The sequence below is a fragment of the Variovorax sp. 350MFTsu5.1 genome, assembly GCF_048302515.1.
Lineage (GTDB): Bacteria > Pseudomonadota > Gammaproteobacteria > Burkholderiales > Burkholderiaceae_C > Variovorax > Variovorax guangxiensis.
This window is the reverse complement of sequence record NZ_CP157620.1, coordinates 2,999,792-3,024,823: the sequence shown is the minus strand read 5'-3', so window position 1 is coordinate 3,024,823 and position 25,032 is coordinate 2,999,792. Positions and strand designations below refer to the sequence as shown.

At 67.6% G+C, this 25,032-nt stretch carries 19 protein-coding genes and 1 other RNA gene; 7 read left to right on the top strand and 13 right to left on the bottom strand.

The window, feature by feature from the left end; genetic code table 11:
* Positions 1 to 21: 21 nt before the first annotated feature.
* A complete protein-coding gene (dnaX, locus tag ABL843_RS13640) occupies positions 22 to 1,893 on the bottom strand; it encodes a DNA polymerase III subunit gamma/tau (RefSeq protein WP_126019060.1) in 1,872 nt (623 codons plus the stop codon).
* A gap of 163 nt (positions 1,894 to 2,056) precedes the next feature.
* Between dnaX and ffs the strand changes: the two genes are divergently transcribed.
* An RNA gene (ffs, locus tag ABL843_RS13635) (signal recognition particle sRNA small type) lies at positions 2,057 to 2,153 on the top strand.
* A gap of 91 nt (positions 2,154 to 2,244) precedes the next feature.
* Here the strand turns inward: ffs and ABL843_RS13630 are convergent.
* Genes ABL843_RS13630 through ABL843_RS13620 form a run of 3 tightly spaced genes read right to left on the bottom strand, consistent with a single transcriptional unit; the run spans position 2,245 to position 9,337 of the window.
* A complete protein-coding gene (locus tag ABL843_RS13630; protein ID WP_418120200.1) occupies positions 2,245 to 3,483 on the bottom strand; it encodes a TIGR03862 family flavoprotein in 1,239 nt (412 codons plus the stop codon).
* A complete protein-coding gene (locus ABL843_RS13625; protein ID WP_418120199.1) occupies positions 3,480 to 6,743 on the bottom strand; it encodes a UvrD-helicase domain-containing protein in 3,264 nt (1,087 codons plus the stop codon). Before ABL843_RS13625 ends, ABL843_RS13630 begins: the two co-directional genes overlap by 4 nt.
* Positions 6,740 to 9,337: a PD-(D/E)XK nuclease family protein gene (locus ABL843_RS13620; protein WP_418120198.1), complete on the bottom strand. Its 2,598-nt coding sequence runs from the start codon at positions 9,335 to 9,337 to the stop codon at positions 6,740 to 6,742. The genes ABL843_RS13625 and ABL843_RS13620 overlap by 4 nt, the downstream gene beginning before the upstream one ends.
* A 150-nt stretch (positions 9,338 to 9,487) precedes the next feature.
* On the opposite strand from ABL843_RS13620, the gene trxA reads away from it, so the two are divergent.
* The gene (gene trxA, locus ABL843_RS13615) at positions 9,488 to 9,820 is read left to right on the top strand and encodes a thioredoxin TrxA (RefSeq protein WP_418120197.1); all 333 of its coding nucleotides are present in this window, start codon (positions 9,488 to 9,490) and stop codon (positions 9,818 to 9,820) included.
* Between the two features lie 187 nt (positions 9,821 to 10,007).
* Positions 10,008 to 11,273, top strand: coding sequence for a transcription termination factor Rho (rho, locus tag ABL843_RS13610; RefSeq protein WP_126019051.1), 1,266 nt, complete (start codon positions 10,008 to 10,010; stop codon positions 11,271 to 11,273).
* A 132-nt stretch (positions 11,274 to 11,405) separates the two neighbouring features.
* Here rho and ABL843_RS13605 read toward each other — a convergent pair whose 3' ends face one another.
* A complete protein-coding gene (locus ABL843_RS13605; protein WP_418120196.1) occupies positions 11,406 to 12,464 on the bottom strand; it encodes an oxidoreductase in 1,059 nt (352 codons plus the stop codon).
* Between the two features lie 183 nt (positions 12,465 to 12,647).
* Here ABL843_RS13605 and ABL843_RS13600 point away from each other — a divergent pair, with 183 nt between their 5' ends.
* The 3 genes from ABL843_RS13600 (at position 12,648) to ABL843_RS13590 (ending at position 16,076) form a co-directional block, all read left to right on the top strand.
* Positions 12,648 to 12,917, top strand: coding sequence for a type B 50S ribosomal protein L31 (locus ABL843_RS13600; RefSeq protein ID WP_126019047.1), 270 nt, complete (start codon positions 12,648 to 12,650; stop codon positions 12,915 to 12,917).
* A gap of 79 nt (positions 12,918 to 12,996) precedes the next feature.
* The gene (locus tag ABL843_RS13595) at positions 12,997 to 14,736 is read left to right on the top strand and encodes a hypothetical protein (RefSeq protein ID WP_418120195.1); all 1,740 of its coding nucleotides are present in this window, start codon (positions 12,997 to 12,999) and stop codon (positions 14,734 to 14,736) included.
* Positions 14,733 to 16,076, top strand: a complete 1,344-nt coding sequence (locus ABL843_RS13590) for an MATE family efflux transporter (RefSeq protein ID WP_418120194.1) — start codon at positions 14,733 to 14,735, stop codon at positions 16,074 to 16,076. Before ABL843_RS13595 ends, ABL843_RS13590 begins: the two co-directional genes overlap by 4 nt.
* A 19-nt stretch (positions 16,077 to 16,095) precedes the next feature.
* Here ABL843_RS13590 and phoR read toward each other — a convergent pair whose 3' ends face one another.
* The 7 genes from phoR to pstS are packed head-to-tail and all read right to left on the bottom strand — an operon-like array spanning position 16,096 to position 22,747.
* Entirely contained in the window at positions 16,096 to 17,433 is a 1,338-nt protein-coding gene (phoR, locus tag ABL843_RS13585; protein ID WP_369658361.1) for a phosphate regulon sensor histidine kinase PhoR, read from the bottom strand.
* Positions 17,434 to 17,477: 44 nt separating this feature from the next.
* Entirely contained in the window at positions 17,478 to 18,170 is a 693-nt protein-coding gene (phoB, locus tag ABL843_RS13580) for a phosphate regulon transcriptional regulator PhoB (RefSeq protein WP_007836652.1), read from the bottom strand.
* Positions 18,171 to 18,197: 27 nt separating this feature from the next.
* The gene (gene phoU / locus ABL843_RS13575) at positions 18,198 to 18,899 is read right to left on the bottom strand and encodes a phosphate signaling complex protein PhoU (RefSeq protein WP_126019038.1); all 702 of its coding nucleotides are present in this window, start codon (positions 18,897 to 18,899) and stop codon (positions 18,198 to 18,200) included.
* A 19-nt stretch (positions 18,900 to 18,918) separates the two neighbouring features.
* Positions 18,919 to 19,698, bottom strand: coding sequence for a phosphate ABC transporter ATP-binding protein PstB (pstB, locus tag ABL843_RS13570; RefSeq protein ID WP_021007056.1), 780 nt, complete (start codon positions 19,696 to 19,698; stop codon positions 18,919 to 18,921).
* Positions 19,699 to 19,718: 20 nt separating this feature from the next.
* Entirely contained in the window at positions 19,719 to 20,603 is an 885-nt protein-coding gene (pstA, locus tag ABL843_RS13565) for a phosphate ABC transporter permease PstA (protein WP_019653049.1), read from the bottom strand.
* The gene (pstC, locus tag ABL843_RS13560; RefSeq protein WP_126019034.1) at positions 20,600 to 21,682 is read right to left on the bottom strand and encodes a phosphate ABC transporter permease subunit PstC; all 1,083 of its coding nucleotides are present in this window, start codon (positions 21,680 to 21,682) and stop codon (positions 20,600 to 20,602) included. The genes pstA and pstC overlap by 4 nt, the downstream gene beginning before the upstream one ends.
* Positions 21,683 to 21,712: 30 nt before the next feature.
* A complete protein-coding gene (gene pstS / locus ABL843_RS13555; protein ID WP_184638461.1) occupies positions 21,713 to 22,747 on the bottom strand; it encodes a phosphate ABC transporter substrate-binding protein PstS in 1,035 nt (344 codons plus the stop codon).
* A gap of 260 nt (positions 22,748 to 23,007) precedes the next feature.
* On the opposite strand from pstS, the gene ABL843_RS13550 reads away from it, so the two are divergent.
* Positions 23,008 to 24,528, top strand: coding sequence for an exopolyphosphatase (locus ABL843_RS13550; RefSeq protein ID WP_418120193.1), 1,521 nt, complete (start codon positions 23,008 to 23,010; stop codon positions 24,526 to 24,528).
* A gap of 33 nt (positions 24,529 to 24,561) precedes the next feature.
* On the opposite strand, the gene ABL843_RS13545 is transcribed toward ABL843_RS13550, so the two are convergent.
* On the bottom strand, positions 24,562 to 25,023 hold the full coding sequence (locus tag ABL843_RS13545; protein WP_171022539.1) for a SixA phosphatase family protein: 462 nt from the start codon (positions 25,021 to 25,023) through the stop codon (positions 24,562 to 24,564).
* Positions 25,024 to 25,032 lie beyond the last annotated feature (9 nt).

Sequence of the window (25,032 nt, the reverse complement as noted above, 5' to 3'; positions counted from 1 at the left end):
AAGGATACGGGAGACGCGAACTCAGGCCGGCTTGAGCGTGCCGGGGACGATCTTCGCGTCGAAATCGCGCATCAGCGCCTGGACTTCGGGGTCGCTCATGATGGCTTCCTCGGCCAGGCGCTGGCGCTCGTCGGCCGCCTGCTTGTTGCGGCGCGCGGGGCTGTCGATCACGCCGCCGACCTCGATGGCGAGCTTGACGTTGTGGCCGGCGCCGTTCAGCGCCGCGGTGAGCTTCTCGCGGGCGGACGGCTGGTTGAGCGTTTCGCGCTCGATGCGCAGCAGCCACTGGTCGGTGTCGCGGCCGACAAGCTGCGACTGCAGGGCGAGCTCGCGCGCCAGCGCGGTGATGGCCTCGGCAGCGACCAGCTGGGTAACAGTGGCGTACCAGAAGTCGCCGTCCTCGCTGGTCGGAATCGGCGTGAAAGCGCTGCGCGGTTCGTCGGGGCGCGGGGTGTCGCGGGCGCTCGGAGGCGGCTGCACTCGGATAGGCACGCCGACGACCTTGGCGGGAGCATCGCCGTTGGCGCCGCCGGAGCGAGGCTCGGCCTGCCGGGGCTCGTCGACCACTGCGAGGCGGTGGCCTGCGGGAACCGGGGTGGCGGCCTGGACCGCAGGTGCCGGGACCGGGGCCTGCACGGCCGCCGCGGGCGCTTCGACTGGCGGGCGAGCCACTGGGGCGGGAGCCTGAGCAGGCGGAACCGCACGCACCGGAGCCTGCGTCGCCGCGGCCTCGGCTTCATTCAGAGTTTTTTTTTCCGGGGTAGCCGTCGAAGCGGCCGCGCTGGAAGGCTTGAAGGCCAGCAGCCGCAGCAGCACCATGGTCAGCGCGGCGTACTCGTCGGGAGCCAGCCCCAGCTCGCCACGCCCGTGCAGGCACAGGCTGTAGAGCAGCTGGGTTTCGTCTGCGGGCATCAGCGCAGCGAGGCGCGCAGTGTCGGCCGCGTCGGGGTCGGTGGCGGCGTCGGCCGCTTCAGCGCGCGAGGGCACGGCCTGCAGCACCGCCATGGCCTGCAGCACGGCCGTCATTTCTTCCAGCGTGGAGGCGGCGGACATGCCGTCGACGCGCAATGCCTCGGAAGTTTCGACCACCGTCTTGCCGTCGCCCTGAGCCAGCGCCTCGATCAGGCGGAACACATGGCCGCGATCGACGCTGCCGAGCATCTGGCGCACGCCGGCCTCCACCAGCTCGCCGTTGCCGAACGCGATCGCCTGGTCGGTGAGCGAGAGCGCATCTCGCATCGAGCCGCGCGCCGCGCGCGCCAGCAGGCGCAGCGCCTGCGGCTCGGCCGGCACGCTTTCAGTCTGCAGCACGGCGGTGAGGTGCTCGAGCACCGTCTCGGGCGCCATCGGCCGCAGGTTGAACTGCAGGCAGCGCGAAAGCACCGTCACCGGCACCTTCTGCGGATCGGTGGTCGCCAGCACGAACTTGAGGTACTCGGGCGGCTCCTCGAGCGTCTTGAGCATCGCGTTGAACGCGGTGTTCGTGAGCATGTGCACTTCGTCGATCATGAAGACCTTGAAGCGCCCCTGCACTGGCTTGTAGACCGCCTGTTCGAGCAGCGACTGCACCTCGTCCACGCCGCGGTTGGAGGCCGCGTCGAGCTCGGTGTAGTCCACGAAGCGGCCCGCATCGATGTCGCGGCAGGCCTGGCAGACGCCACACGGCGTGGCCGTGATGCCGCCCTGCCCGTCCGGCCCCTGGCAGTTCAGCGACTTCGCCAGAATCCGCGAAACCGTGGTCTTGCCGACACCCCGGGTGCCGGTGAAGAGATAGGCGTGGTGCAGGCGCTGCGTCGTCAGCGCGTTCTCGAGCGCCTGAACCACATGCCCCTGGCCGACCATCTCACCGAAGGTTTTCGGACGGAACTTGCGGGCGAGCACGAGATAAGACATTGCGGGCATTCTAAAAGGCGCGGAGCACCCATCCCGATACTGGGGCGGGGCTTTCGTAGGACACCGAGGAACCGGCTTTGCCGGTCCTCCGGTGTCGCCCCCAGCAGGGGGTTGGCGAAGCGACACGAAGTGCGCGCAGCCTGGGGGGGTTACAATAAGCCCTGACGGGCCTCCCTGCATGGTGAAGTGGCCAACCGGGTCAGGTGGGGAACCAAGCAGCCCTAACTGCGTAGTCAGTGCCAGGGGTAAGGCTCGTCAACCTCTTCAGCGGTTTCGTTTCATTCCCTGCGAAATGAAACGGAGCCCGCACAAGCAAATCTCCAGCGAAAAAGTTTCAGCGATGCCAGGCCCTCAAAGGCCGAGCCGCTGGATCGCGCCGCGCGCCGCCATCGCGCCGCTGGCCATCGATGCCGTCAGCAGATAGCCACCGGTAGGCGCTTCCCAATCGAGCATTTCCCCAGCCGCGAACACGCCCGGCAGCGCCTTCGACATGAGCTGGGCATCCAGCGCGTCGAAGCGCACGCCACCTGCCGTGCTGATGGCCTCGTCGATCGGCCGCGCCGCCACGAGCTTCAACGGCACTGCCTTGATGGTCGCCGCAAGCTGCTGCAGGTCGTGCATCGCCTCGCGGCTCAGGGCTTCGTGCAGCACGCCGGCCTTGATGCCCTCCAGACCGAGCCTGCTCTTGAGGTGGCTGCTGAGCGAACGCGCACCGCGCGGATGCTTGACGGCAGCCAGCACCTGCTCGGCACCGCGATCGGGCAACAGGTCGAGCAGCAGCGTGGCGCTCCCTTTTTCGGCGATCTCGTCGCGCAGCAGGGCCGAGGCCGCATAGATCAGGCTGCCCTCGATGCCGGTGGCAGTCGCGACGAATTCGCCCTTGCGCGCGAACTGCCGGCCGTGGCTGTCGGTGAACGAGATCGCGACCGACTTGAATGGCTGGCCTGCGAAGCGGCTGGAGAAATGCTCGCTCCAGCCCGAGCCGTCGAAGCCGCAGTTGGCCGGCTCGAGCGGAGCCACATCCACGCCCTTCGCCTGCAACCATGGCACCCATGCACCGTCAGACCCGAGCCGCGCCCAGCTCGCTCCACCCAGCGCCAGCACAACGGCATCGGCGCTGGCAATGACTTCGCCGGCCGGTGTGGTGAATCGCAGCGACGCCGGATCGAAAGCCCCCTCTCCCACCCAGCGATGCCGCATGTGGAACTGCACGCCAGCCGCGCGCAGCCGATGCAGCCACGCACGCAGCAGCGGCGCGGCCTTCATGTCGGTCGGAAACACGCGCCCCGAAGTGCCTACGAAAGTCTCGATGCCCAGGCCGCTCGCCCATTCACGCACCTGCTGCGGCCCGAACTGCGCGAGCATCGGCTCCAGTTGCGCACGGCGCTCGCCGAATCGGCTCACGAACGCGTCGAAAGGCTCGGAGTGAGTGAGGTTCAGTCCACCACGGCCGGCCAGCAAAAACTTGCGGCCCACCGAGGGCATCGCGTCGTAGACGTGCACTTGCGCGCCGGACGCGCTCAGTATTTCAGCCGCCATCAAGCCGGCGGGTCCGCCGCCGATGACGGCGACGGTCGGGGAAACAGTCATTCGAGATTCACCAGTTCGCCCTGCCCGGTGAGGAACGCGACACGCACGGTGGCACCGGGATAGGCATGTTGCACTGCCGCGCGATAGCGCTGCATCTGTGCGATCAGCGCGGCGTCCTTTTCGGGGCGTGCCGCGGATTTGTAGTCGAGCACCCACCACACGCCGCTGCCGCGCTCGCGCACCAGCCGGTCGATGCGCAGGGTCTCGCCTTCGTGCACCAGCGTGACCTCATTGCCATGCCAGTCGACCTTGCGATCGTCCCACACCCAGGCACCCTCGCCCGCGCGGATGCGGTGGGCGAGCGCCGCGGCGCCGCGCGCCTGCTGCGCATCGAGCAGGAATTCGCGGGCGGCGGCTCGTACATGGGCGGCCGCCAGTGGCTCGCCCGGCACGGCCCATTCGAGCAGCCGGTGCATGGCCTGCCCGAAGGCGGCGGCGCGCGCGTCGACCGTGGTGGTGACAGCCTTTTTCGCGGACGGCTGCTCGGCGGGCTCCGGCGCCTGCGGCATGCGCTTCATTGCAAAGCTGCCCGACCCGGTTTCGGTCGGCAGCGCGACCAGCGGCTCGTCGGCCTCGGTGGGCTCGCACAGCGGCTGCAGGCGCGACCACCAGCTGCCTTCGTTGGCGCGTGCCGGCTTCACCGACGAGAGCACCAGCCGCTCGCGCGCCCGCGTGACGGCGACGTAGAGGCCGTTGAGCTCCTCGCGATGGCGCGCGCGCTGCTCTTCCTCGAGCAGCGTGACGGCGCACGCCGGCGGCGTCTTCTCGCTCGCGAGAAAGATGAAGCGCGTCGGTGCGCTGTCGCTGCCCTTCCACTCGACCAGCACGCCCATGGTCTGGGCGCGCGGCGGCGGAGCGTCGCAGTCGAGCATGAGCACGGTGTCGGCCTCCAGCCCCTTGGCGCCGTGCACGGTCAGCAACTGCACGGCCTCGGGCGCGGTCACGGTCGGCGCCCGCACGCCGCCTGCGCGCAACGCACGCACCAGCGCATAGGGCGTTGCGAAACGTGCGCCATCGATGTCCAGCGAGGCCGACAGCACGCCGCGCAGGTTGGCCAGCGCGCCCTGCCGCATCGCGGCCGGCACGGCGGCGCCGAACTTCGCGAGCAGGTCGCCATCGTGGAAGATCGCGTCGAGCGCGTCGTGGGGGGGCAGTGTCATCAGCCAGCGCTGCCACCGCTTGAGCTGGATGCCCGCCTCGACGAGCACCGGCGGCAGGCTCTCGTCCTTCTGGATCAGCGAGAACCAGCTCACGGGGCCACGCTCGCGCTGGCGCAGCGCGAGCTGCACCAGGGCATCGTCGCCAATGCCGAACACCGGCGACTTGAGCGCCCTGGCCAGCGAAAGATCATGCGCGGGCGACACCAGCGCGTCGATCAGCGCGACCACGTCCTGCACCTCGGGCGCGTCGTACAGATCGTTCTTCTCGGGCTGCTGCACGGGAATGTGGCGCTGGCGCAGCGCCTCCTGCATGGCCGAGAGCCGGCTGCGCCTGCGCGCCAGCACCATGATGCGGCTAGGCTGCGTGCCGTCGGCGATGCGCTGCACCACCCATCGGGCGGCCTGCTCGCATTCCTTCTGCAGCAGCTGCTCCTCGGGCAGCACGCGCGGCGTGATGAGGCTGTCGCGCCAGCGCAGCATGCCGTCGTCGGCGGGAGCGGCTTCGGATGCGTCGCCGCCGACCGCGTCGCGGTCGATGGCCGGCAGCCGCAGCAGCTCGCCGTCGTCGCGGCGCTCGGTGGTGTGGGCGCGATACCCGTCGAATTCGCCGGCCTCCTGCGCCGCCAGCATTGCCGCATTGACCAGCCCGACCACCGACTGCGCGTTGCGGTGCGTGTGGTCGCAGTTCAGCAGCTCGCCGTCGAGCCCCTCGCGCACGAACTTCTTCGCGGCGATGAACACCTGCGGCTCGGCGCGGCGGAAGCGGTAGATGCTCTGCTTCGGGTCGCCCACGATGAACACCCGCGGCGCGCGGCCCTGCGCGCCGGTGTAGGCGCTGAGCCAGCCGTAGAGCGCCTGCCACTGCAGCGGGTTGGTGTCCTGGAACTCGTCGATCAGCAGGTGCGCGATGCGCGCGTCGAGCCGCTCCTGCACCCAGCCCGAGAGGGCCGACTGGCCCAGCAGCAGCTGGGCCGCCTGCTCGACGTCGTTCATGTCGACCCAGCCGTGGGCTCGCTTCACGTCGGCGAAGGCGGCGATCAGCAGGCGCGTGAGGCGCGTCATGCGCTGCTGGTAGAGCCAGGCGGCGTGCTGGGCCTGCGCGGCGCACAGCACCTGCAGCTCGGCCTCGGCCTCCTGCGCGGCGGGGAATTTCTGCAGGTTCTTGTTGAGGCGGTCTTCCGTCGCCACGAAGAAGTTCTTGCGCAGATGGGCAAGGGCGGCCACCAGCGCATCGCCGGCCGGCTCGCCAGTGCCGAACACGTCGATGATGGCTTCGGCGGCCTTCTGCGGCGTCTTGTTGCTCTCGCGGCCCAGCGCCGCGGCGCGGTCGAGCCAGCGGCGGCGGACCTGTTCGCCGCGCAGGGCCTCGGTCGGTTCGTCCAATCCTTCGAGCGCCGGGTACATCGCGCTGAAGTGCTGTACGGCGCTCTCCGCATCGGCCAGCGAGAACTCGACGCGCTTCGACAATGCCTCGCCCAGCGCCTTGGCCGTCTGCGAGCGGCCGTGCGTGGCGACGACGGCGTAATAGTCGGCCAGCGCCTGCCTGTCGGCGGTCACGGCCTCGAAGAAGGGACGCCACGTGCGGCTGCGTGCCTCGGCATCGTCTTCGAGCAGCTCGTAGTTCGACGGCAGGCCCAGCTCGCGCAGCACCGCGAGCGGCGCATTGCGCAGAAGGCCCGCGAACCAGGCGTGGAAGGTGCGGAACTGCACCGGCCGGCCGCCTTCGAGCAGGCGCCGGTAGAGGCCCTTGAGGCGCGGCACCGCAGCCGATGCGGCCGCCGGCGCCATGCCGCGCATCACCAGCTGGGCGACCAGCTCTTCCTGCGGGCGTTCGGCGAAATCTTCCAGCCACTGGTCGAGGCGCTCGCGCATCTCGCCCGCGGCCTTCTTCGTGAAGGTGATGGCCAGGATCTCGTGCGGCTCGCAGGCGGCATCGCCCTCCTCGAGCAGCGCGCGCAGGATGCGCGAAACCAGCATCCAGGTCTTGCCCGCGCCGGCGCATGCCTCCACCGCCACCGATCGGCGCGGATCGCAGGCGACCGTGTAGAAGGCCTCGCGCGTGACGTGCCGGCCGTTGTGTTCGTAGGCTGCGCCGTTCATTGCGCGTCGCCTCCGGTGGCTTCGACGCCCGGCGGCGGTGCGGCCTCGTCCCAGAAGTCCTTGCGGCACAGGCCGCGCGCAGCGCAGTAGTCGCAGACGGCGCCCTCGCCCAGCGGCGGCAGTGCCGCGCCCTGCCCGATGCGCCTGAAGTCCTCGATGATGCCGGCCACCAGCGCATCGCGCGCCTCGACCACGGCAGGCTGCTCGACGGTCTGCGTGCCGGCGGCCTTCTCGCCCACGTTCACGTAGGCCGCGCGCAGCGTGTCGTCGGCCACCAGCGCGGCGTAGAAGGCCAGCTGGGTATCTTCGGTGGGGTCCTTCACGCGCTCCTTGCTGACGGTGGCGGACTCGGTCTTGTAGTCGATCACGAAGGCCTGGCCGTCGGGCATGCGGTCGATGCGGTCGAGCCGGCCGATCAGGCGCAGGTCGCCCAGCGCCTGCTCCTTCCAGGGCTCGGATTCGGCGAAGACGGCGCCGGCCGCCTCATGCCCCGTGAGCCAGGCCAGGTAGCCGTCGCGCACGGCGGGCCATGCGGCGGCAAAGGGCAGGAATTCGGCATCGGAAAGCCCGAGCTCCTGCGTAGAGCGACGGGCCGCCTCCTCGATGAGGGCGATGCGCTCCTGCGCATCCTGTGTCGGGGCTTCGGCCAGTGCCTCGTGGAAATGGCCGAGCACGGCATGCAGCCAGTTGCCGAAGTCGCGCTTGTCGACCTCGGCATCGAGTTCGTCGGCGCTACGCAGGCCCAGCTGGCGCAGCGCGAAGAAGCGATAGGGACAGCGGCGCAGGTCCTCGTACACGCTGGTGGAGATGTTCTGCAGCGGCAGGAGCGCGCCGGAGGGCGTCGGGTATCCGGTCGGCCTGAGGGCCACCTCGCGTGGCGTACGCGGGTCGGCCGATGGCTGCAGTGCGTGGTCGAGCTGCAGCGCCTGCACCAGCGGGCTGGGCCGCACGGGCTCACCGCTGGCGTCGGAATGGCGCCAGATCAGCTCGCACGAGGGGTTGTGCAGGGCCGCGGCCCAGGCCGCGCGCTGGGCGGCTTCGAGCGCCTCACGCGATGGCAGGCCCAGTTCGAGGCGCTGGGCGGCACTCCAGTTACCGGGCGGCTCGGGCGATGCGGGCAGGCGGCGGTCGTCGCAGCCCGGGATGACCACGGCGCCGAAAGAGCGGCCCAGCAGCTGGTAGAGCGGCAGCACCACGACTCGCGGGGCCTGGTCGCCTGCGGGTGGTACGAAGCTCGCGTCCTCCAGAACGTCGCGGACCCAGGCAGTGAACTCGGCCAGGGTGTGGCGGCCGCCAGGGAATTCGTCTTCATCGTCGCCGTGCGCGCCCGCGTCGAGCCACAGCGCGCCGATCACCTTGCCGCCGGCCAGGTCTTCCTCGAGCAGGCTCCATTGGCCGCTGGCTTCCAGCAGCTCGCGCAGCGCGCGCAGCCACTCGGCCAGCGGGCGCGCACGGGCCATGGGCGCACGGCGGGCCTCGATGGCCTCGGTGAAGACAAGCAGCGCGGTGTCTTTCGACTTCTCGCTGCGGGCCATCAAGGCGCACCAGGTCGACCAGTCGCGCATCGCCTCCTGCCGCAGGCGGGCCTCGAGCGAATGGACGATCGGCGAATCGCCATCGACACTGCTCTTGAGCCATTCGAGCACCTGGTCGCTGGTGGCGTCGTGGGCGCAGGCGCGCAACGCGCTCATCAGCGTGGCGGCGGCGCGGGTGGTCGAGAGCTTCCAGCCGGTTTCGTCGTGCGTGATGACGCCCTGCGCGCTCAGCTGGGCGCTGATGCGGCGGGTGAGCGCGCGATCGGTCGCCACCAGCGCCACGGGAGCGCGCTCTTCGGCGAGATGGCGCAGCACGCAGGCAGCGGCGAGTTCGGCTTCGTCCTCGGGGTCGAGGGCGACGTGCGAGGCGCATGTCCGCGTGGGCGCACCCGAAGGCACGAGCGAAAGATGAAGGGCGCGGTCGCCCCAGAGCTTGCACAGCGACTGCGTGAGCGGATCGGACTGGAAGCCCTCCAGAACGATCAGCGCATCGACCTGGGCGCGCGTGGATTCGCGCTGGAGCACGTCGGTGGCGTAGCCAGAAGTGGAGGTCCACGCGACGGCGATGCGGATCAGCGCGCTTTCGATGCGGAACCACTCCGACTCGCTGCCGGCATCGGCCACGCTCGCGGCACGCCGCGCCCACTCGCCCCCCCGCTCTTCGGGCGTCACTGCAGCCGCAAGAGGACCGAGTTGATAGGCGAGCTCGACGACGCGGCCGGCCAGGGCGAAGCGCTCGGCATGGAAGCCCGCCTGCGACAGCAGCGCCTGGGCAGTGACCAGGTCGCGCGCCATGTCGTGGGCGATGTCGTAGCCCGTGGGCACGAAGCCGCCAGCGCTTCGGGCCCAGTTGTGGGTGGTTTCGAAGCGAGGCACGAAGCCGGGGCTGCCGCAGCGCGCCCACATGGCGCGCGCCACGCCCATCAGCTGCGCATAGGGCACCAGCACCACGGTGCGGGCGGCGTGCAACTGGCGTTCGGCGAGCGCGCGGACGATCCGCGCGACGATGCCGTCGGCTGGATCGCACCACAGGGCCTGCACGGGGTGGCCTTCGTTCATTGGTTCCATCGAGGGGTTGGAGAGCGCATCGCGCAAGGGCTTTGGCTATCGCCGCCATAGTGTCTCCGCGCGGAACGCCACCCCTTGGTTTCTGTCACAATGACCAGCACTTTAGCTGCACCGAAACTCTCTGCGCACAAGGATTCACACATGGCCAGCGAACTCATCAAACACATCTCCGATTCCTCCTTCGAGGCCGACGTGCTCAAGTCCAGCCAGCCCGTTCTGGTCGACTACTGGGCTGAATGGTGCGGCCCCTGCAAGATGATCGCCCCCATCCTGGACGAAGTGTCGGCTGCATATGAAGGCAAGCTGCAGATCGCCAAGCTGAACGTGGACGAGAATCGCGACATCCCCGCCAAGTTCGGCATCCGCGGCATCCCCACCCTGATGCTGTTCAAGGGCGGCCAGCTGGCCGCCACCAAGGTCGGCGCGATGAGCAAGGCTCAACTCACGGCCTTCATCGACCAGCAACTCGCCTGAGCGACATTTCAACCGGCCAGCGCGCAATGCGTTGGCCGGCGCGTTTTTCCTGTCATAATCTCCTCCAGTTCACCGGTCCTTCTGCATAGAGGCAACCGGTTCGAGTTCCCCGGTTGGTGAAGCACTTCTCGCTTCACGTTCAACCTCCCCCCGTTTCCAGTTCGATTACCCCGCGAGGGGTCATTCCATGCACTTAAACGAACTCAAGGCACTCCACGTGTCTGAAGTCCTCAAGCAGGCTGAAGCGCTTGAGATCGAAAACGTCGGCCGCATGCGCAAGCAGGAGCTGATGTTCGCGATCATCAAGAAGCGCGCCAAGGCCGGCGAACAGGTCTTCGCCGATGGCGTGCTCGAAATACTGCCCGACGGCTTCGGCTTCCTGCGCAGCCCCGACACCAGCTTCACGGCCAGCACGGACGATATCTACATCTCGCCCAGCCAGGTGCGCCGCTTCAACCTGCACACCGGCGACATGATCGAAGGCGAGGTGCGCACGCCCAAGGACGGCGAGCGCTACTTCGCGCTGACCAAGCTCGACAAGGTCAACAACGGCCCGCCGGAGCAGAACAAGCACAAGGTGATGTTCGAGAACCTGACGCCGCTGTTCCCCAAGGAGCAGATGAAGCTCGAGCGCGACGGCATCAAGGGCGACGAGAACATCACGGGCCGCATCATCGACATCATCGCCCCCATCGGCAAAGGCCAGCGCGCCCTGCTCGTGGCGCCGCCCAAGAGCGGCAAGACGGTGATGATGCAGCACATCGCCCACGCCATCAGCGCCAACTACCCCGACGTCCACATGATGGTGCTGCTCGTCGACGAGCGCCCTGAAGAAGTGACCGAAATGCAGCGCACGGTGAAGGGCGAGGTCATTGCCTCGACCTTCGACGAGCCTGCCGCGCGCCACGTCCACGTGGCCGAAATGGTGATCGAGCGCGCCAAGCGCCTGGTCGAGCTCAAGAAGGACGTGGTGATCCTGCTCGACTCCATCACCCGCCTCGCCCGCGCCTACAACAACGTCGTGCCCTCGTCGGGCAAGGTGCTGACCGGCGGTGTCGACTCCAACGCGCTGCAGCGCCCCAAGCGCTTCCTGGGCGCCGCGCGCAACGTCGAGGAAGGCGGCTCGCTGACCATCATCGGCACCGCGCTGATCGACACCGGCAGCCGCATGGACGAAGTGATCTTCGAAGAGTTCAAGGGCACCGGCAACTCCGAAATCCACCTCGACCGCCGCCTGTACGAAAAGCGCGTGTTCCCCTCGATCCAACTCAACCGCAGCGGCACCCGTCGCGAAGAACTGCTGCTGGCCCCCGAGATCCTGCAGAAGACCCGCATCCTGCGCCAGCTCATGTACAACATGGACGAGATCGAGTCGATGGAGCTGATGCTCAAGAACATGAAGGCGACGAAGACCAATGTCGAGTTCTTCGACATGATGCGTCGCGGCGGGTAGCTGTTGCTCGCCCCCAGGCTGCGCGCACTTCGTGTCGCTACGCCTACCCCCTAGCGGGGGCGGTGCCTACTGACCGGCAGAGCCGGATCAGTGGCACCCCACGAATGAATGCCCGCCTTGTGCGGGCATTTTTTATGTGCGAATCGCTCGGCCCTCCAAGGCGCTTTGGCGGCCGAGGTCGAGCAGCTCCATCAGGGCGACAGCCTGCTCGGGCGGGACCGGATTGGGTCCGTGACCCAGGATGGCATCGCGAACCGCGGCGTAGTAGTCGACGTAGTTGCCGGCCCGCGTGGGAATGCTCCGCTTGGTGAAGGTCCCGCCGGGTCCGGCCAGCGAAAGCTGTCCGTCCAGCGGATCGTCGCCCCACCCTACGGCGGGCGGCCGCTGTCCGGCGCGCAGCGCATCTTCCTGGGTATCGACGCCATGCTTGACGTAGCTTCCGCGCGTGCCGTGGACGATGTAGCGCGGCGCCGCATGAGCCGCCAGCGTCGTCGAATGAAGCACCACGCGCAGCGGTACGTGCGGACCGGACTCGTATCGCAGCACGGCATGGAAGTAGTCCTCGACCACGGCGCCGTCGCGCAGCACGGCAGTGTCGAGCTGGATCGTGTCGGGACGGCCGAAAAGCTGCACCGCCTGATCGACCAGATGGGAGCCCAGGTCGACCCAGAGGCCGGAGCCGGGCACTGCCTGTTCGCGCCAGCGCTCCTTCACTTCGGGACGGAAGCGGTCGAAATGGGACTCCAGGTACACGGGGCGGCCCAGTTCGCCGGACGCAAGGACATCCTTGAGAGTCAGGTAATCGGAGTCGAAGCGACGGTTCTGGTAGACCGCGAGAAGCCGATCGTTGCGATTTGACAACAGCTCGAGCTCCCTCGCCTCGGCCACGTCGAGTGTGAAGGGTTTGTCGACCACCACGTGCTTGCCGGCCTCCAGCGCCGCCTTGGCGACCGGATGGTGCTGGGCGTTGGGCGTGGCGACCACGATCAGGTCGATGTCCGAACGGGCCACGAGGGCGGCCACGTCCGGAACCACCGCCACGCCGGGCCAGTCGGCATGCACCTTGTGGGGCTGCGAACTGGCCACGGCCGCCAGTTCCAGTCCCGGAACGGCCGAAAGAACGGGCGCGTGGAAGGTCTGGCCGGCAAATCCGTAGCCGACGAGGCCCGCGCGCAAGGGTGTGGAAGTCATTGGGGAGCCTTCGGTTTGCTCGAAAATAGGGCAGTATGCGATAATCGCTGGCTTCGCGAAAAGTGCGGTCAGGCAGCTTCGCCTGGCTCCTCGGGTTTCCTCCGAGGCAGCGCGCCACTCTAGGCACGCTGGTGGCTCTCGCATCGACCGCGCATTGATTCCAAAAGCGCAAAAGGAAACACCATGGCAAAAGAAGGCATCCACCCGAATTACCGCGAAGTCCTGTTCGTCGACATGTCGAACGGCTTCAAGTTCGTGACCCGTTCGTGCGCGAACACCAAGGAAATGGGCACGACCGACGACGGTCGCGAACTGCCGCTGTTCAAGCTCGACACCACGAGCGAATCGCACCCGTTCTACACCGGCACGCAGAAGTCGGTCGACAACATGGGCGGCCGCGTCGAGAAGTTCCGCAACCGCTTCGGCAAGACCACCGGCGCCGCCTCGAAGTAAGGTACGCGCTTTTGCGTCGAGGGCAGCCCGGTTTACCGCGCTGCCCTTTTTCTTTCCCAATCCTGCCTCTTCCCGCCACTTGAACCAGCCCACCCCCGCGATCGTTGCCCAGAGCGCCGTGCGCCGGCTGCCGCGCATCGCATTGCTGCTGCTCTGTGCGGCTTACCTGCTGCCGGGGCTGGTCGGCCGGGGCCCCTGGAAGAGCGCGGACATCACGGCCTTCGGCTACATGGCCGAGCTGGCCCGCAGCACCGAGGGCATCGCGCGCTGGTTCGATCCGATGCTGCTGGGCCTGCGACCGGAAACACCGGCGCTGATTCCGTACTGGATCGGCGCCCTGGCCATCAAGATCGCCCCCGCATGGATCAACCCGGACCTGGCCGTTCGCGTCGCGTTCGCGTTCCTGCTCTGGGGCACCTTCACGGCCACCTGGTACGCCGTCTATTACCTGGCCCGCACCGCGCGCGCCCAGCCCGTGGCCTTTGCCTTCGGCGGCGAGGCCCGGCCTACCGATTACGCGCGCGCCATCGCCGACGGCGGCCTGCTGGCACTGATCGCCTGCCTCGGCCTCGCCCAGCTCGGCCACGAAACCACGCCCGCGCTGGCCCAGCTCTTCTTCGCCTCGCATCTTTTCTATGGCGTGGCAGCGCTGCCCTATCGCCGCAACGGCCCGGTGATCGCACTGGCCGTCGGCACCATCGGCATCACGTTGAGCGGTGCACCCACGGTCGGGCTCGCACTGGCCATCGGCAGCGTGCTCTACGTCGCATACGAACGCCGGCTCGCCGCGCAATCCGCCAGCGAAGACTTCGTCGACGACGAAAGCAGCGGCCCCGGCTACACGCGGGCTGCGCTGTTCACGATGATCGGCATCACCGCGCTGGCGGCGGTGCTGGTGTTCAGCCTGAAGCTGCCGACCTGGAAGATCACCGTGATCGGCAACACCCTGCTGGGCGACGTGCGCAGCCAGGCCAAGCTGCTGGTCTGGTTCACCTGGCCGGTCTGGCCGCTGGCCATCTGGACGCTCTGGCGCTGGCGGCGACAGCTCACGGCGCGCCATGTCGCCCTGCCTTTCTGGTTCGCGCTGGTGCCGCTGGCCGCCACCTGGAGCACCGACTACTCCGACCGCTCGCTGCTGCTGGCCCTGCCCGCCTTCGCCACGCTCGCGGCATTCGCCCTGCCCACCTTCCGGCGCAGCGCCTCGGCGCTGATCGACTGGTTCAACGTGCTGTTCTTCAGCGGTCTCGCCGTGCTGGGCTGGATCTACTGGATCGCCATGCAGACGGGCGTGCCGCCCAAGCCCGCGGCCAGCGTCGCGCGACTGGTGCCTGGCTTCGTGCCCGAGTTCTCGCCCATTGCCGTGGTCCTCGCCGTGGCAGCGACTATTGCCTGGTGCTGGCTGGTGCGCTGGCGCACGGGACGCCACCGCGCCGCCCTCTGGAAGACGCTGGTGCTGCCGGCCGGCGGCACGGCCCTGTGCTGGATGCTGCTGATGACCCTGTGGCTGCCGCCGATCGACTATGCGCGCAGCTACGTCCCGCAGATCCGCGCCGTGGCCGAACGCGTGGGCCAGCCTCGCTGCATCGCGGAACTGGCGCTGAGCCGTCCGCACATCGCGGCACTGCGCCATCACGGCAACTTCAACGTGCAGCCGCTGCTGCTGGGCACCGACTGCCCGTGGCTGCTGGTGAGCCCTGACACGATCGAGCGCCTGCACACCATCATTCCGTTCGACCGGTGGCGCTTCGCCGGCACGCTGCGCCGACCGAGCAGCGCCGCTGACGACCTCCTGCTCTACCAGAAGATCACGCCGCAGTGAGGAGCGAGCGGGCTCTGATCGCGCGGCACGCAGGCACGGTGCTCGTCGGCCAATTGGCCGTGATGGCCTTCGGCGTGACCGACACCATCATCGCGGGCCGCTACTCCGAGCACGCGTTGGCTGCGCTGTCGGTCGGCGCCGCGGTCTTCGTGAGCGTCTACGTGTCGCTGATGGGCGTTCTGCAGGCGCTGCTGCCTGTCTGGGCCGAACAGCACGGCGGCGGGCGCGGCAGCGAGGTGGGGCGTTCTGTGCGGCAATCGCTGTACCTTGCGGCCATCGCCATCGTGGTCGGCATGACGATCCTGCTGCTGCCGGGCTCGGTCTTGCAGTGGACCCAGGTGCCGGCGGAGATGCGCAGCGAGGTCGAGGCCTACCTTGCCGTGCTGGCTTTCGCGCTGGCGCCCGCCCTGCTCTTCCGCCTGTTCAGCACGCTGAACCAGAGCCTGGGCAGGCCCCAGCTCGTGACGTGGCTGCAACTGGGCTCGCTGCCGGTGAAGCTACCCCTGTCGATCTGGTTCACCTTCGGCGGCGCGGGCCTGCCGGCCATGGGCCTCGTGGGCTGTGGCTGGGCCACGCTGTGCGTGAACTGGACCATGCTCGGCTGCGCCATCTGGCTGCTGCGCAACCAGCCTTTCTATGCCGACTACGGACTCTGGAAGCGCATCGAGGCGCCCGACTGGCAGCAGATCCGCAAGTTCGCCCGGCTCGGCGTGCCGGGCGGGCTGGCGGTGCTGGTCGAAGTCACGTCGTTCACGCTGATGGCCCTCTTCATCGCCCGCCTCGGCACCGCCGCTGCGGCCTCGCACCAGATCGCATCGAACCTGCTGGCCGTGGCCTACATGACGCCGCTGTCCCTGGGCATCGCGACCAGCGCCCGCGTGAGTTTCTGGCTCGGTGCCGGTAACGCAGCCAAGGCACGGCACGCCTGTCGCCTGGGCTTCCAGCTGACGGCCCTGTGCGCGCTCTTCTATGCCGCGGCCATGGCCTTGCTGCGCGACCAGCTCGCCAATGTGTACTCCGACAACCCCGCCGTGATCGCGATGGCGGGCGCGCTGCTGCTGGCGGTGGCTGCATACCACGTCGCCGACGCGGTGCAGACCTTCTGCGTGTTCGTGCTGCGCTGCTACCGGGTCACGCTGGCGCCGCTGGTCATCTACTGCACGATGCTGTGGGGAGTGGGCCTGGGCGGCAGCTATCTGCTCGCATACCGCGGCCTTGGGCCTTGGGCAGCCATGCAGTCGCCCCTGGCGTTCTGGATCATGAGCGCCGCGGCTCTGGCCCTGACCGCCCTGCTGTTCGGCGTGCTGCTGCGCTGGACGATGGGTCGGCGCGCAAGATAAAGAGACGAGGCCCGAAGGCCTACTTCGCCATCACGCGTGCTTCCCGCACACGTGCCGCCGGGAACACCAGCGCGAAGCGGGAGCCCTTGCCCACCATGCTTTCGATGCGCAGCTCCGCGCCGTGCCGCTGGGCGATGTGCTTGACGATCGCCAGCCCCAGCCCGGTGCCGCCGGTTTCGCGCGAGCGGCTGCGGTCGATGCGATAGAAGCGCTCGGTCAGCCGCGGGATGTGCTCCGCGGCAATGCCTGGGCCAGTGTCTTTCACGGCGTATTCGCCGCGCCCGTCGGGCAGCACCTTCCAGCTCACAGCCACCTCGCCGCCGCCGGGCGTGTAGCGGATGGCGTTGCTCAGCAGGTTCGACATCGCGCTCTGCAGTTCGGTCGGCGCGCCCGACACCTCCGACTCGGCATCCACGACGAACGACAACTGGTGCCCCTTGGGCGTCAGCCGTTCCGACAGTCCGCGCCCCTCGTCCTCGCACTGCGCGAACAGCGCGCGGATGCGGATCCACTGGCTGCCGGACGGCGGCGCGCTGCCTTCGAGGCGCGACAGCGTCAGCAGGTCGTTCACCAGCGTCTCCATGCGATGCGACTGCTGCCCCATCAGCGACAGATAGCGCGCGCGCTCGTCCGCATCGAGTGGCAGGTTCTGCAGGGTCTCGACGAAGCCCGCCAGCACCGTCAGCGGCGTGCGGATCTCGTGCGACACGTTCGCCACGAAATCGCGGCGCATCGCCTCGGCCTGCTCGAGCGCGGTGATGTCGCGCGTGAGCAGCATGCGGCGATTGCCGGCATAGGGGTGCACCTGCACGGAGAGCCTGACCGGATGGCTGCGCTGGTGCCCATGCCCCAGCCCCGGGCCGTCGATGACGACGTCGCGGCTGTAGTTCCAGGACGCAAGGTATGCGACGAAAGCTGGATCGCGCACCAGATTCGCCAGATGCTGTGCCAGATCGCGCTCCGCATCGATGCCGAACTGGCTGGCCGCCGTCTGGTTGCACCATTCGATGCGGCCCTGCTCGTCGAGCAGCACCACGCCGTTGGGCGATGCCTGGATGGCCGCGAGGAACTCCTGCAGGCGGTCTTCGGCCTGCCGGGTCTGCTGCTCGCGGTCGCGCAGCAGCTTGCGGATGCGCTCGGCGAGTTCGCCCCAGACACCCGGCCAGCGAGACGGCAGGCCGGCGGCGTCGTTGCGCAGGATGCGCAGCAGCCGGTCGGCGCGCCATGCATCCAGCGCCAGCCAGAGCACAGAACCAAGCCAGGCCCCCAGCCAGCCGAACTTCCAGCCAAAAATGGCAACAGCGCCCGCTCCTACTGCAAGGGACGCTATTAAAAAAGTAGCAATGCGGAAAGGCATGGCGGGCGATTATCCGCGCCCGCGGCCAAAGGAAGCCACGGCGCTCAAACCGTGACTTGGGCGGTCAGGCGATAGCCCGCTCCGCGGACGGTCTCGACCATCGGCGCCGCCGCGCCCAGCGATTCACGCAGGCGCTTGACGTGCACGTCGACCGTGCGCTCCTCGATGTAGACGTGGTCGCCCCACACCTTGTCGAGCAGCTGTGCACGGCTGTGCACGCGCTCGGCATGCTGCATCAGGTAGGCCAGCAGCTTGAACTCGGTCGGGCCGACCTTCAGCGCGCCACCCTGCCAGGTCACGCGATGGGTGGAGGTGTCGAGGGCCAGCTCGCCGATCTCGACGCGCTCCGTGACCACTTCCGGCGCCCGGCGGCGCAGCACCGCGCGGATGCGGGCCAGCATCTCCTGGGTGGAGAACGGCTTGGTGATGTAGTCGTCGGCACCGGCATCGAGGCCGGCAACCTTGTCGGGTTCGTCGCCGCGCGCGGTCAGCATCAGGATCGGGATGGCCTTGGTGCGCGGGTCCTTGCGCCACTGGCGCGCGAGCTGCAGGCCGCTCTGGCCGGGCAGCATCCAGTCGAGCAGGATCAGATCCGGCAGGAAGGCGTCGATCTCTCGCTGGGCCGCGGCGCCATCTTCCGACCAGATCGGCTCGAAGCCGTTGTGGCGCAGGTTGACGGCGATCAGCTCGGCGATCGAGGACTCGTCTTCGACGATCAGGACTCGGGGTTTCTTCATGCTTTCTTGGGAGTCTTGCCGCAGCCGTTACTGCAGCGCGGACTCGATTTCCTGCATCGAAGTGTGCCGCACATCGGCACCCTTGACGATGTAGATGATGAATTCGGCGATGTTCTTCGCGTGGTCGCCGATGCGTTCGATGGCCTTGGCCAGGAACAGCAGGTCCAGGCTGGCCGAGATGGTGCGCGGGTCTTCCATCATGTAGGTGACCAGCTTGCGGACGAAACCGTCGAACTCCTTGTCGATCAGGTCGTCGTCCTTCAGGATCGACAGCGCCGCGGCGGTGTCGAGACGGGCGAAGGCGTCGAGCGCCTTGCGCAGCAGGCCCGCGGCGAGATCGGCGGCGATGCGCAGCTCGGTCGTGGGCAGCTGGCGGGCGGCGCCGCTCTCGATGATCGACTTGACCATGCGCGCGATCTTGTTGGCTTCGTCGCCCACGCGCTCGAGGTTGGCGGTGGTCTTGCTGATGGCGATCAGCAGGCGCAGGTCGCGTGCGGTCGGCTGGCGGCGCGCGATGATGGACGACAGCTCGCGGTCGATGTCGATTTCCATCGCATTGACGCGGTGCTCGGTTTCCATCACGCGATTGGCCGCTTCCGAGTCGAACTGCAGCAGCGCGTACACGGCCTGATTGATCTGCGACTCGACCATGCCGCCGAGCTCCATCACGCGCGACGAAACGCCGTTGAGCTCGCTGTCGAACTGGCTGGAGAGGTGTTTCTCGGTCATGTTGTTGTCTCCTTTGACTTCAACCGAAACGGCCGGTGATGTAGTCCTCGGTCTCCTTGCGCTGCGGCTTGAAGAACATCTGTTCGGTGGCACCGAACTCGATCAGGTCGCCGAGGTACATGTAGGCGGTGTAGTCGCTGCAGCGGGCGGCCTGCTGCATGTTGTGCGTCACGATGACCACGGTGTATTCGTTCTTGAGCTCGGCGATCAGCTCCTCGATCTTCGCGGTCGAGATCGGGTCGAGCGCCGAGCAGGGCTCGTCGAGCAGCAGCACTTCGGGCTTGATCGCGATGCCGCGTGCGATGCACAGGCGCTGCTGCTGGCCGCCGGAGAGGCCCGAGCCGCTTTGCTGCAGCTTGTCGCGCACTTCGGTCCACAGCGCGGCCTTCTTCAGCGCCCATTCGACGCGGTCGTCCATCTCGCTGGCCGAAAGGTTCTCGAACAGCTTCACGCCGAAAGCGATGTTGTCGTAGATCGACATCGGGAACGGCGTGGGCTTCTGGAACACCATGCCGACCTTGGCGCGGATCAGCGCCACGTCCTGCTTTGAGGTCAGCAGGTTCTCGCCGTCGAGGGCGATGGTGCCCTCGGCGCGCTGCTCCGGATAGAGCTCGAACATGCGGTTGAAGGTACGCAGCAGGGTCGACTTGCCGCAGCCCGACGGGCCGATGAAGGCCGTGACCTTGTTCTCGGGGATTTCGAGATTGATGCCCTTGAGCGCGTGGAACTTGCCGTAGTAGAAGTTCAGGTCCTTGACCGAGATCTTCGAGCGCGACGGTTGTGCGACGGTGTTTGGCATGTTGTTGACTTCTTCCGGATTCAATGTTTGTTGCGCGTCAGTACCCGCGCCAGGATGTTGAGGGCAAGCACGGCAATCGTGATCAGGAACACGCCGGCCCATGCCAGCTGTTGCCAGTTCTCGTACGGGCTCATCGCGAACTTGAAGATCGTGACCGGCAGGCTGGCCATGGGCTGGCTCACGTCGGCGGTCCAGAACTGGTTGTTCAGCGCGGTGAAGAGCAGCGGCGCGGTTTCGCCGGCAATGCGCGCCACGGCCAGCAGCACACCGGTGACCACACCGGCGCGGGCGGCGCGCAGCGTGATGTTGGTGATGACGCGCCACTTCGGCGTGCCCAGCGCATAGGCAGCTTCGCGCAGGCCCGGCGGCACCAGCTGCAGCATGTTTTCGGTGGTGCGGATCACCACCGGGATCACGATCAGCGCCAGCGCGATGGCCCCGGCCAGACCCGAGAAGGTCTTGAAGTAGGCCACCACCACGGCATAGACGAACAGGCCGATCACGATCGACGGCGCGGACAGCAGGATGTCGTTGACGAAGCGCGTGACCGAAGAGAGCAGTCCCTTGGGGTTGTACTCGGCCAGGTAGATGCCGGCCATGATGCCGATCGGCGTGCCCACGAAGGTGGCCAGCATCACCATCACGAACGAGCCGAAGATCGCGTTCGCGATACCGCCCGCCTCGTTCGGCGGCGGCGTCATCTGCGTGAACGTGGCGATGGCCAGGCCGCCCACGCCCTGGCGCAGCGTCTCCCAGAGGATCCAGATCAGCCAGAACACGCCGAAGGCCATCGCGGCGAGCGACAGCGTGAGCGCGATCTTGTTGACGCGGTTGCGCGCGGCGAACTTGGCCTGGCGCGTTTCGGCCAGCGCCTTGGCCACGAGAAGGTTCTGGGCGGTGCTCACGACTTGGTTCCTTCGCTCTTCTTCATCTTGGCCAGCAGCATCTTGGAAAGCGACAGCACGACGAAGGTGATGAAGAACAGCACGAGGCCGAGATACATCAGCGCGGCCTGGTGCAGCCCCGCGCCGGCTTCGGCGAATTCGTTGGCGAGTGCCGAGGTGATGCTGTTCGCAGCCTCGAACACGGAAAGGGAGTTGAGCTGGTTCATGTTGCCGATCACGAACGTGACCGCCATCGTTTCACCCAGCGCCCGGCCGAGGCCGAGCATGATGCCGCCGATGACGCCAGCCTTGGTGTAGGGCAGCACCACCTTGGAGACGACTTCCCAGGTGGTGGAGCCGAGGCCGTAGGCCGACTCCTTCAGCAGCGGCGGTGTCACCTCGAACACGTCGCGCATCACCGAGGCGATGAACGGGATGATCATGATCGCGAGGATGATGCCGGCCGACAGGATGCCGATGCCCACGGGCGGGCCGGACACCAGCGCGCCGAGATACGGCACGTCGGAGAGCAGCTTCTGCAGCGGCTGCTGCACCCAGGTCGACAGGATCGGCCCGAACACCAGCAGGCCCCACATGCCGTACACGATGGAGGGCACCGCAGCCAGCAGCTCGATGGCCGTACCCAGCGGGCGCTTGAGCCAGCTGGGCGAGAGTTCGGTGAGGAAGAGCGCGATGCCGAAGCTCACCGGCACCGCGATCACCAGCGCGATGATCGAGGTGGCCAGCGTGCCGTAGATCATGACCAGGCCGCCGTACTCGTCCTTGACCGGGTCCCACACGCTGCTCGTGAGGAAGCCGAGACCGTACTTCGAAATGGCGGGCCAGGCGCCTGCAACCAGCGACAGCAGGATGCCGATGAGCATCGCCAGCGTCAGCAAGGCGGCGCCCTTGGCGGCCCAGCCGAACAGCCGGTCGGCCATGGGGCCGGAACGCGGCGCCTTCACAGGCGGCGGAGGTGCGGTGGCACGACCGCGCTCGGCCGCGAGGTCGAGAGAGGTGGTGGCGGCGGGAAAGGTGGATGACACGGGTCGCTCCGGCAAAGACGAAAGCGGCGCGTCCTCGAGCGAAGAATTGCTCATGGGCGCGCCGTTCTGGACTGATGGGTAGGTTTACTTGAACGCGACGGCCTTGCCCGACGAGTCCTTCACCTCGCCCCATGCCTTGGCGATGGTGGCCTTCACGGCGTCGGGCATCGGCACGTAGTCGAGCTCGTCGGCCGTCTTGTCGCCGCTCTTGTAGGCCCAGTCGAAGAACTTGAGCACGGTGGTCGCGTTGGCGGGCTTGTCCTGCACCTTGTGCATCAGGATGAAGGTGGCACCGGTGATGGGCCATGCGTCCTTGCCAGCCTGGTTGGTCAGCACCTGGTAGAAGCTCTTGTTCCATTCGGCGCCGGCGGCGGCGGCCTTGAATGCCGAGTCGTCGGGCGACACGAAGGTGCCGGCGGCGTTCTGCATCTGGGCGTACGTCATCTTGTTCTGCTTGACGTAGGCATATTCGACGTAGCCGATCGAGTTCGGCAGGCGGTTCACGAAAGCGGCGACGCCTTCATTGCCCTTGCCACCCGCACCGGTGGGCCAGTTCACGGCCGTACCTTCGCCGACCTTGGTCTTCCACTCGGCGTTGACCTTGCTCAGGTAGTTGGTGAACAGGAAGCTGGTACCCGAACCGTCGGCGCGGCGAACCGGGGCGATGGCGGCGTCGGGGAGGTTCAGCGAACCGTTCAGCGCCTTGATGGCGGGGTCATTCCACTTGGTGATCTTGCCCAGGTAGATGTCGCCCAGGACCTGGCCGTTGAGCTTCAGCTCGCCGGGCTTCACGCCCTGGATGTTGACCACGGGAATCACGCCGCCGATGACGGTGGGGAACTGCATCAGGCCCTTGGCCTGGAGTTCGTCGTCCTTCAGGGGAGCATCCGAAGCGCCGAAATCGACGGTCTTGGCTTCGATCTGCTTGATGCCGGCACCCGAGCCGACCGACTGGTAGTTGATCTTGACGCCGGTGGCCTTGTTGAAGTCGGAAGCCCACTTGGCGTACAGCGGCGCCGGGAAGCTGGCGCCGGCACCGGTCACGTCTTGCGCGAGGGCGGGAATGGAGAACACCGCGGCCACAAGACCGGCTGTTGCAAATTTGAACGTCGTTTTCATGAAGCTTCCTTTTAGAAGTAAGAAGTAGTCCCTTTCCGGGCTTGGGACGGACTCTAGAAAGCTTCTGTGACATCAATATGACACCCCTCTACCGAGGGAAAATGCCTTTGTTTCGCCGGTCTTGCATGTGACGCTGTCACATAACCGTCATGCGAGCCCCCTAGCCTTCCGGAACTCGCCATCGCGCGATCGGAAGGCGGCACGCCCTGTCACGGCGCTACGATCAAACACAAAGACACCGCCCTCCTTTTCAGAATCAAATGCAAAACGGCACCCGCCTCGCAGCAGTCGACCTGGGGTCGAACAGTTTCCGGCTCGAAATCGGACAGGTCGACCACGGCCAGATCCACCGCACCGAATATCTCAAGGAGACGGTGCGCCAGGGGAATGGCCTGGACAGTGCCCGCAATCTCACGACCGAAGCCATGCAGCGCGGCTGGGACGCCCTAGCCCGCTTCGGCGAGCGCCTGGCAGGCTTCAAGCGCTCGCAGGTCCGGGCCGTGGCCACGCAAACGCTGCGGGAGGCGCGCAACCGCGAAGAATTCCTGCTGCGCGCGCGCACCATTCTGGGGTTCGGCATCGACGTGATCCCTGGGCGGGAAGAAGCCCGCCTCATCTATCAGGGCGTGGCGCACATGCTGCCGCACAACGATGCATCCGACCGCGAGCGTCGGCTGGTGGTCGACATCGGGGGGCGCTCCACCGAAATGATCATCGGCCGCGCCCTGGCGGCCGACCGCATGGAGTCGTACCGCGTCGGCAGCGTCGCCTGGTCGATGAAGCATTTCGGTGAAGGTCTTTTCACCCAGGCCGCCTTCCGCGCCGCCGAAGTCGCGGCCAAGGCCGTGCTCGACGACGCGCTCGGCAGCTACACGCGTGACCAGTGGGACGTGGCCTATGGCGCCTCGGGCACCATCGGTGCCGTCGGCGACGTGCTGGCCGCGGCGGGCGGCGAGCCCGGCCTGGTCACTCGCGAGGGCCTCGACTGGCTGCTCGATCGCCTGCTCAAGGCCGGCAGCGCCGACAAGCTGCGCATCGATGGCATGCGCGAAGACCGCAAGGCCGTGATCGGCGGCGGCCTGAGCGTGCTGCGTGCCGTGTTCGATCTCCTGTCCATCGACGAAATGAAGGTCGCCCAGGGTGCGCTGCGCCACGGCGTGCTCTATGAGCTGCTTGAGCGCGACGAGAGCGTCGCCGACATGCGCACCACCACCGTCGCGCGGCTGGCCAGCCGGTTCGCGGTCGATCCGGAGCAGGCTCGCCGTGTCGGCGACACCGCCGCGGCCCTCTTCGTGCAGCTCTCGCCCGCCGCGCGCGGCGGCAGCACCACCAACCGGGCTGGCCGCGCGCTTCGCAAGCTCGGGTGGGCCGCACATCTGCACGAGATCGGCACGCTGGTGTCCCACAGCGATTACCACAAGCATGGCGCCTACATCCTCGACAACACCGACGCACCCGGCTTTGCGGTCAACGAACTGCATGCGCTGGGCCAGCTGGTGCTGGGCCAGCGAGGCAAGCTTCGCAAGCTCGAGGCGTCGCTGGACGATGAAACCTTCGTGATGCAGTTGCTGTCGCTGCGGCTCGCGGTGATCCTGTGCCACGCACGGCGCGATCCCGACCCGCAGGCGCTCCACCTGGCAGCACTGGGCGCACGGGCCTTCGCCATCGCCTGCGCTCCGGACTGGGCCGAGGCCTATCCGCAATCGGCGCACCTGCTGCGCGAGGAAGTGCTGGCCTGGCAGAAGACCAGCAACTGGCGGGTCGAGCTCAGCGGCTGCTGAGCACTCCCGACTGCCGGGCTTTCTCGCTCCCCATCAGAGCAACTCGGGCGATTGCACCGTCACCACGACGGTCTGCACGTCGCCGTCGCGCTCGCGCGTGCGAATCCACCACAGCGCGCCCTTGCGCACCGGGCAGCTGTCCTGTTTCAGCCCCAGCAGCAGCGAGATCGCCTGCCCCACCGATGGCTGGTGGCCGATCATCAGCACCACAGATTTGCCATTGGGCCAGCCGGCCGCGCCGAGCAGCGCCTCGGCGGTGGTGTCCGGAGCGAGTTCCGAGCGCAGCTTGTATTTGCGGCCCAGCGCCAGCGCGGTCTGTTCGCAGCGCCGCGCCGGGCTGCAGATGATGCGCGTACCGTCGGGCAACTGGCGGTCCAGCCATGCCGCCATCCGCTTGGCCTGCTTTTCGCCGCGCGCGGTGAGCGAGCGCTGCATGTCGTCGCAACCCTCGGTCCAGTCCTCGGCTTCGGCATGACGCCAGAAGATCAAGTCCATGGTCATCGT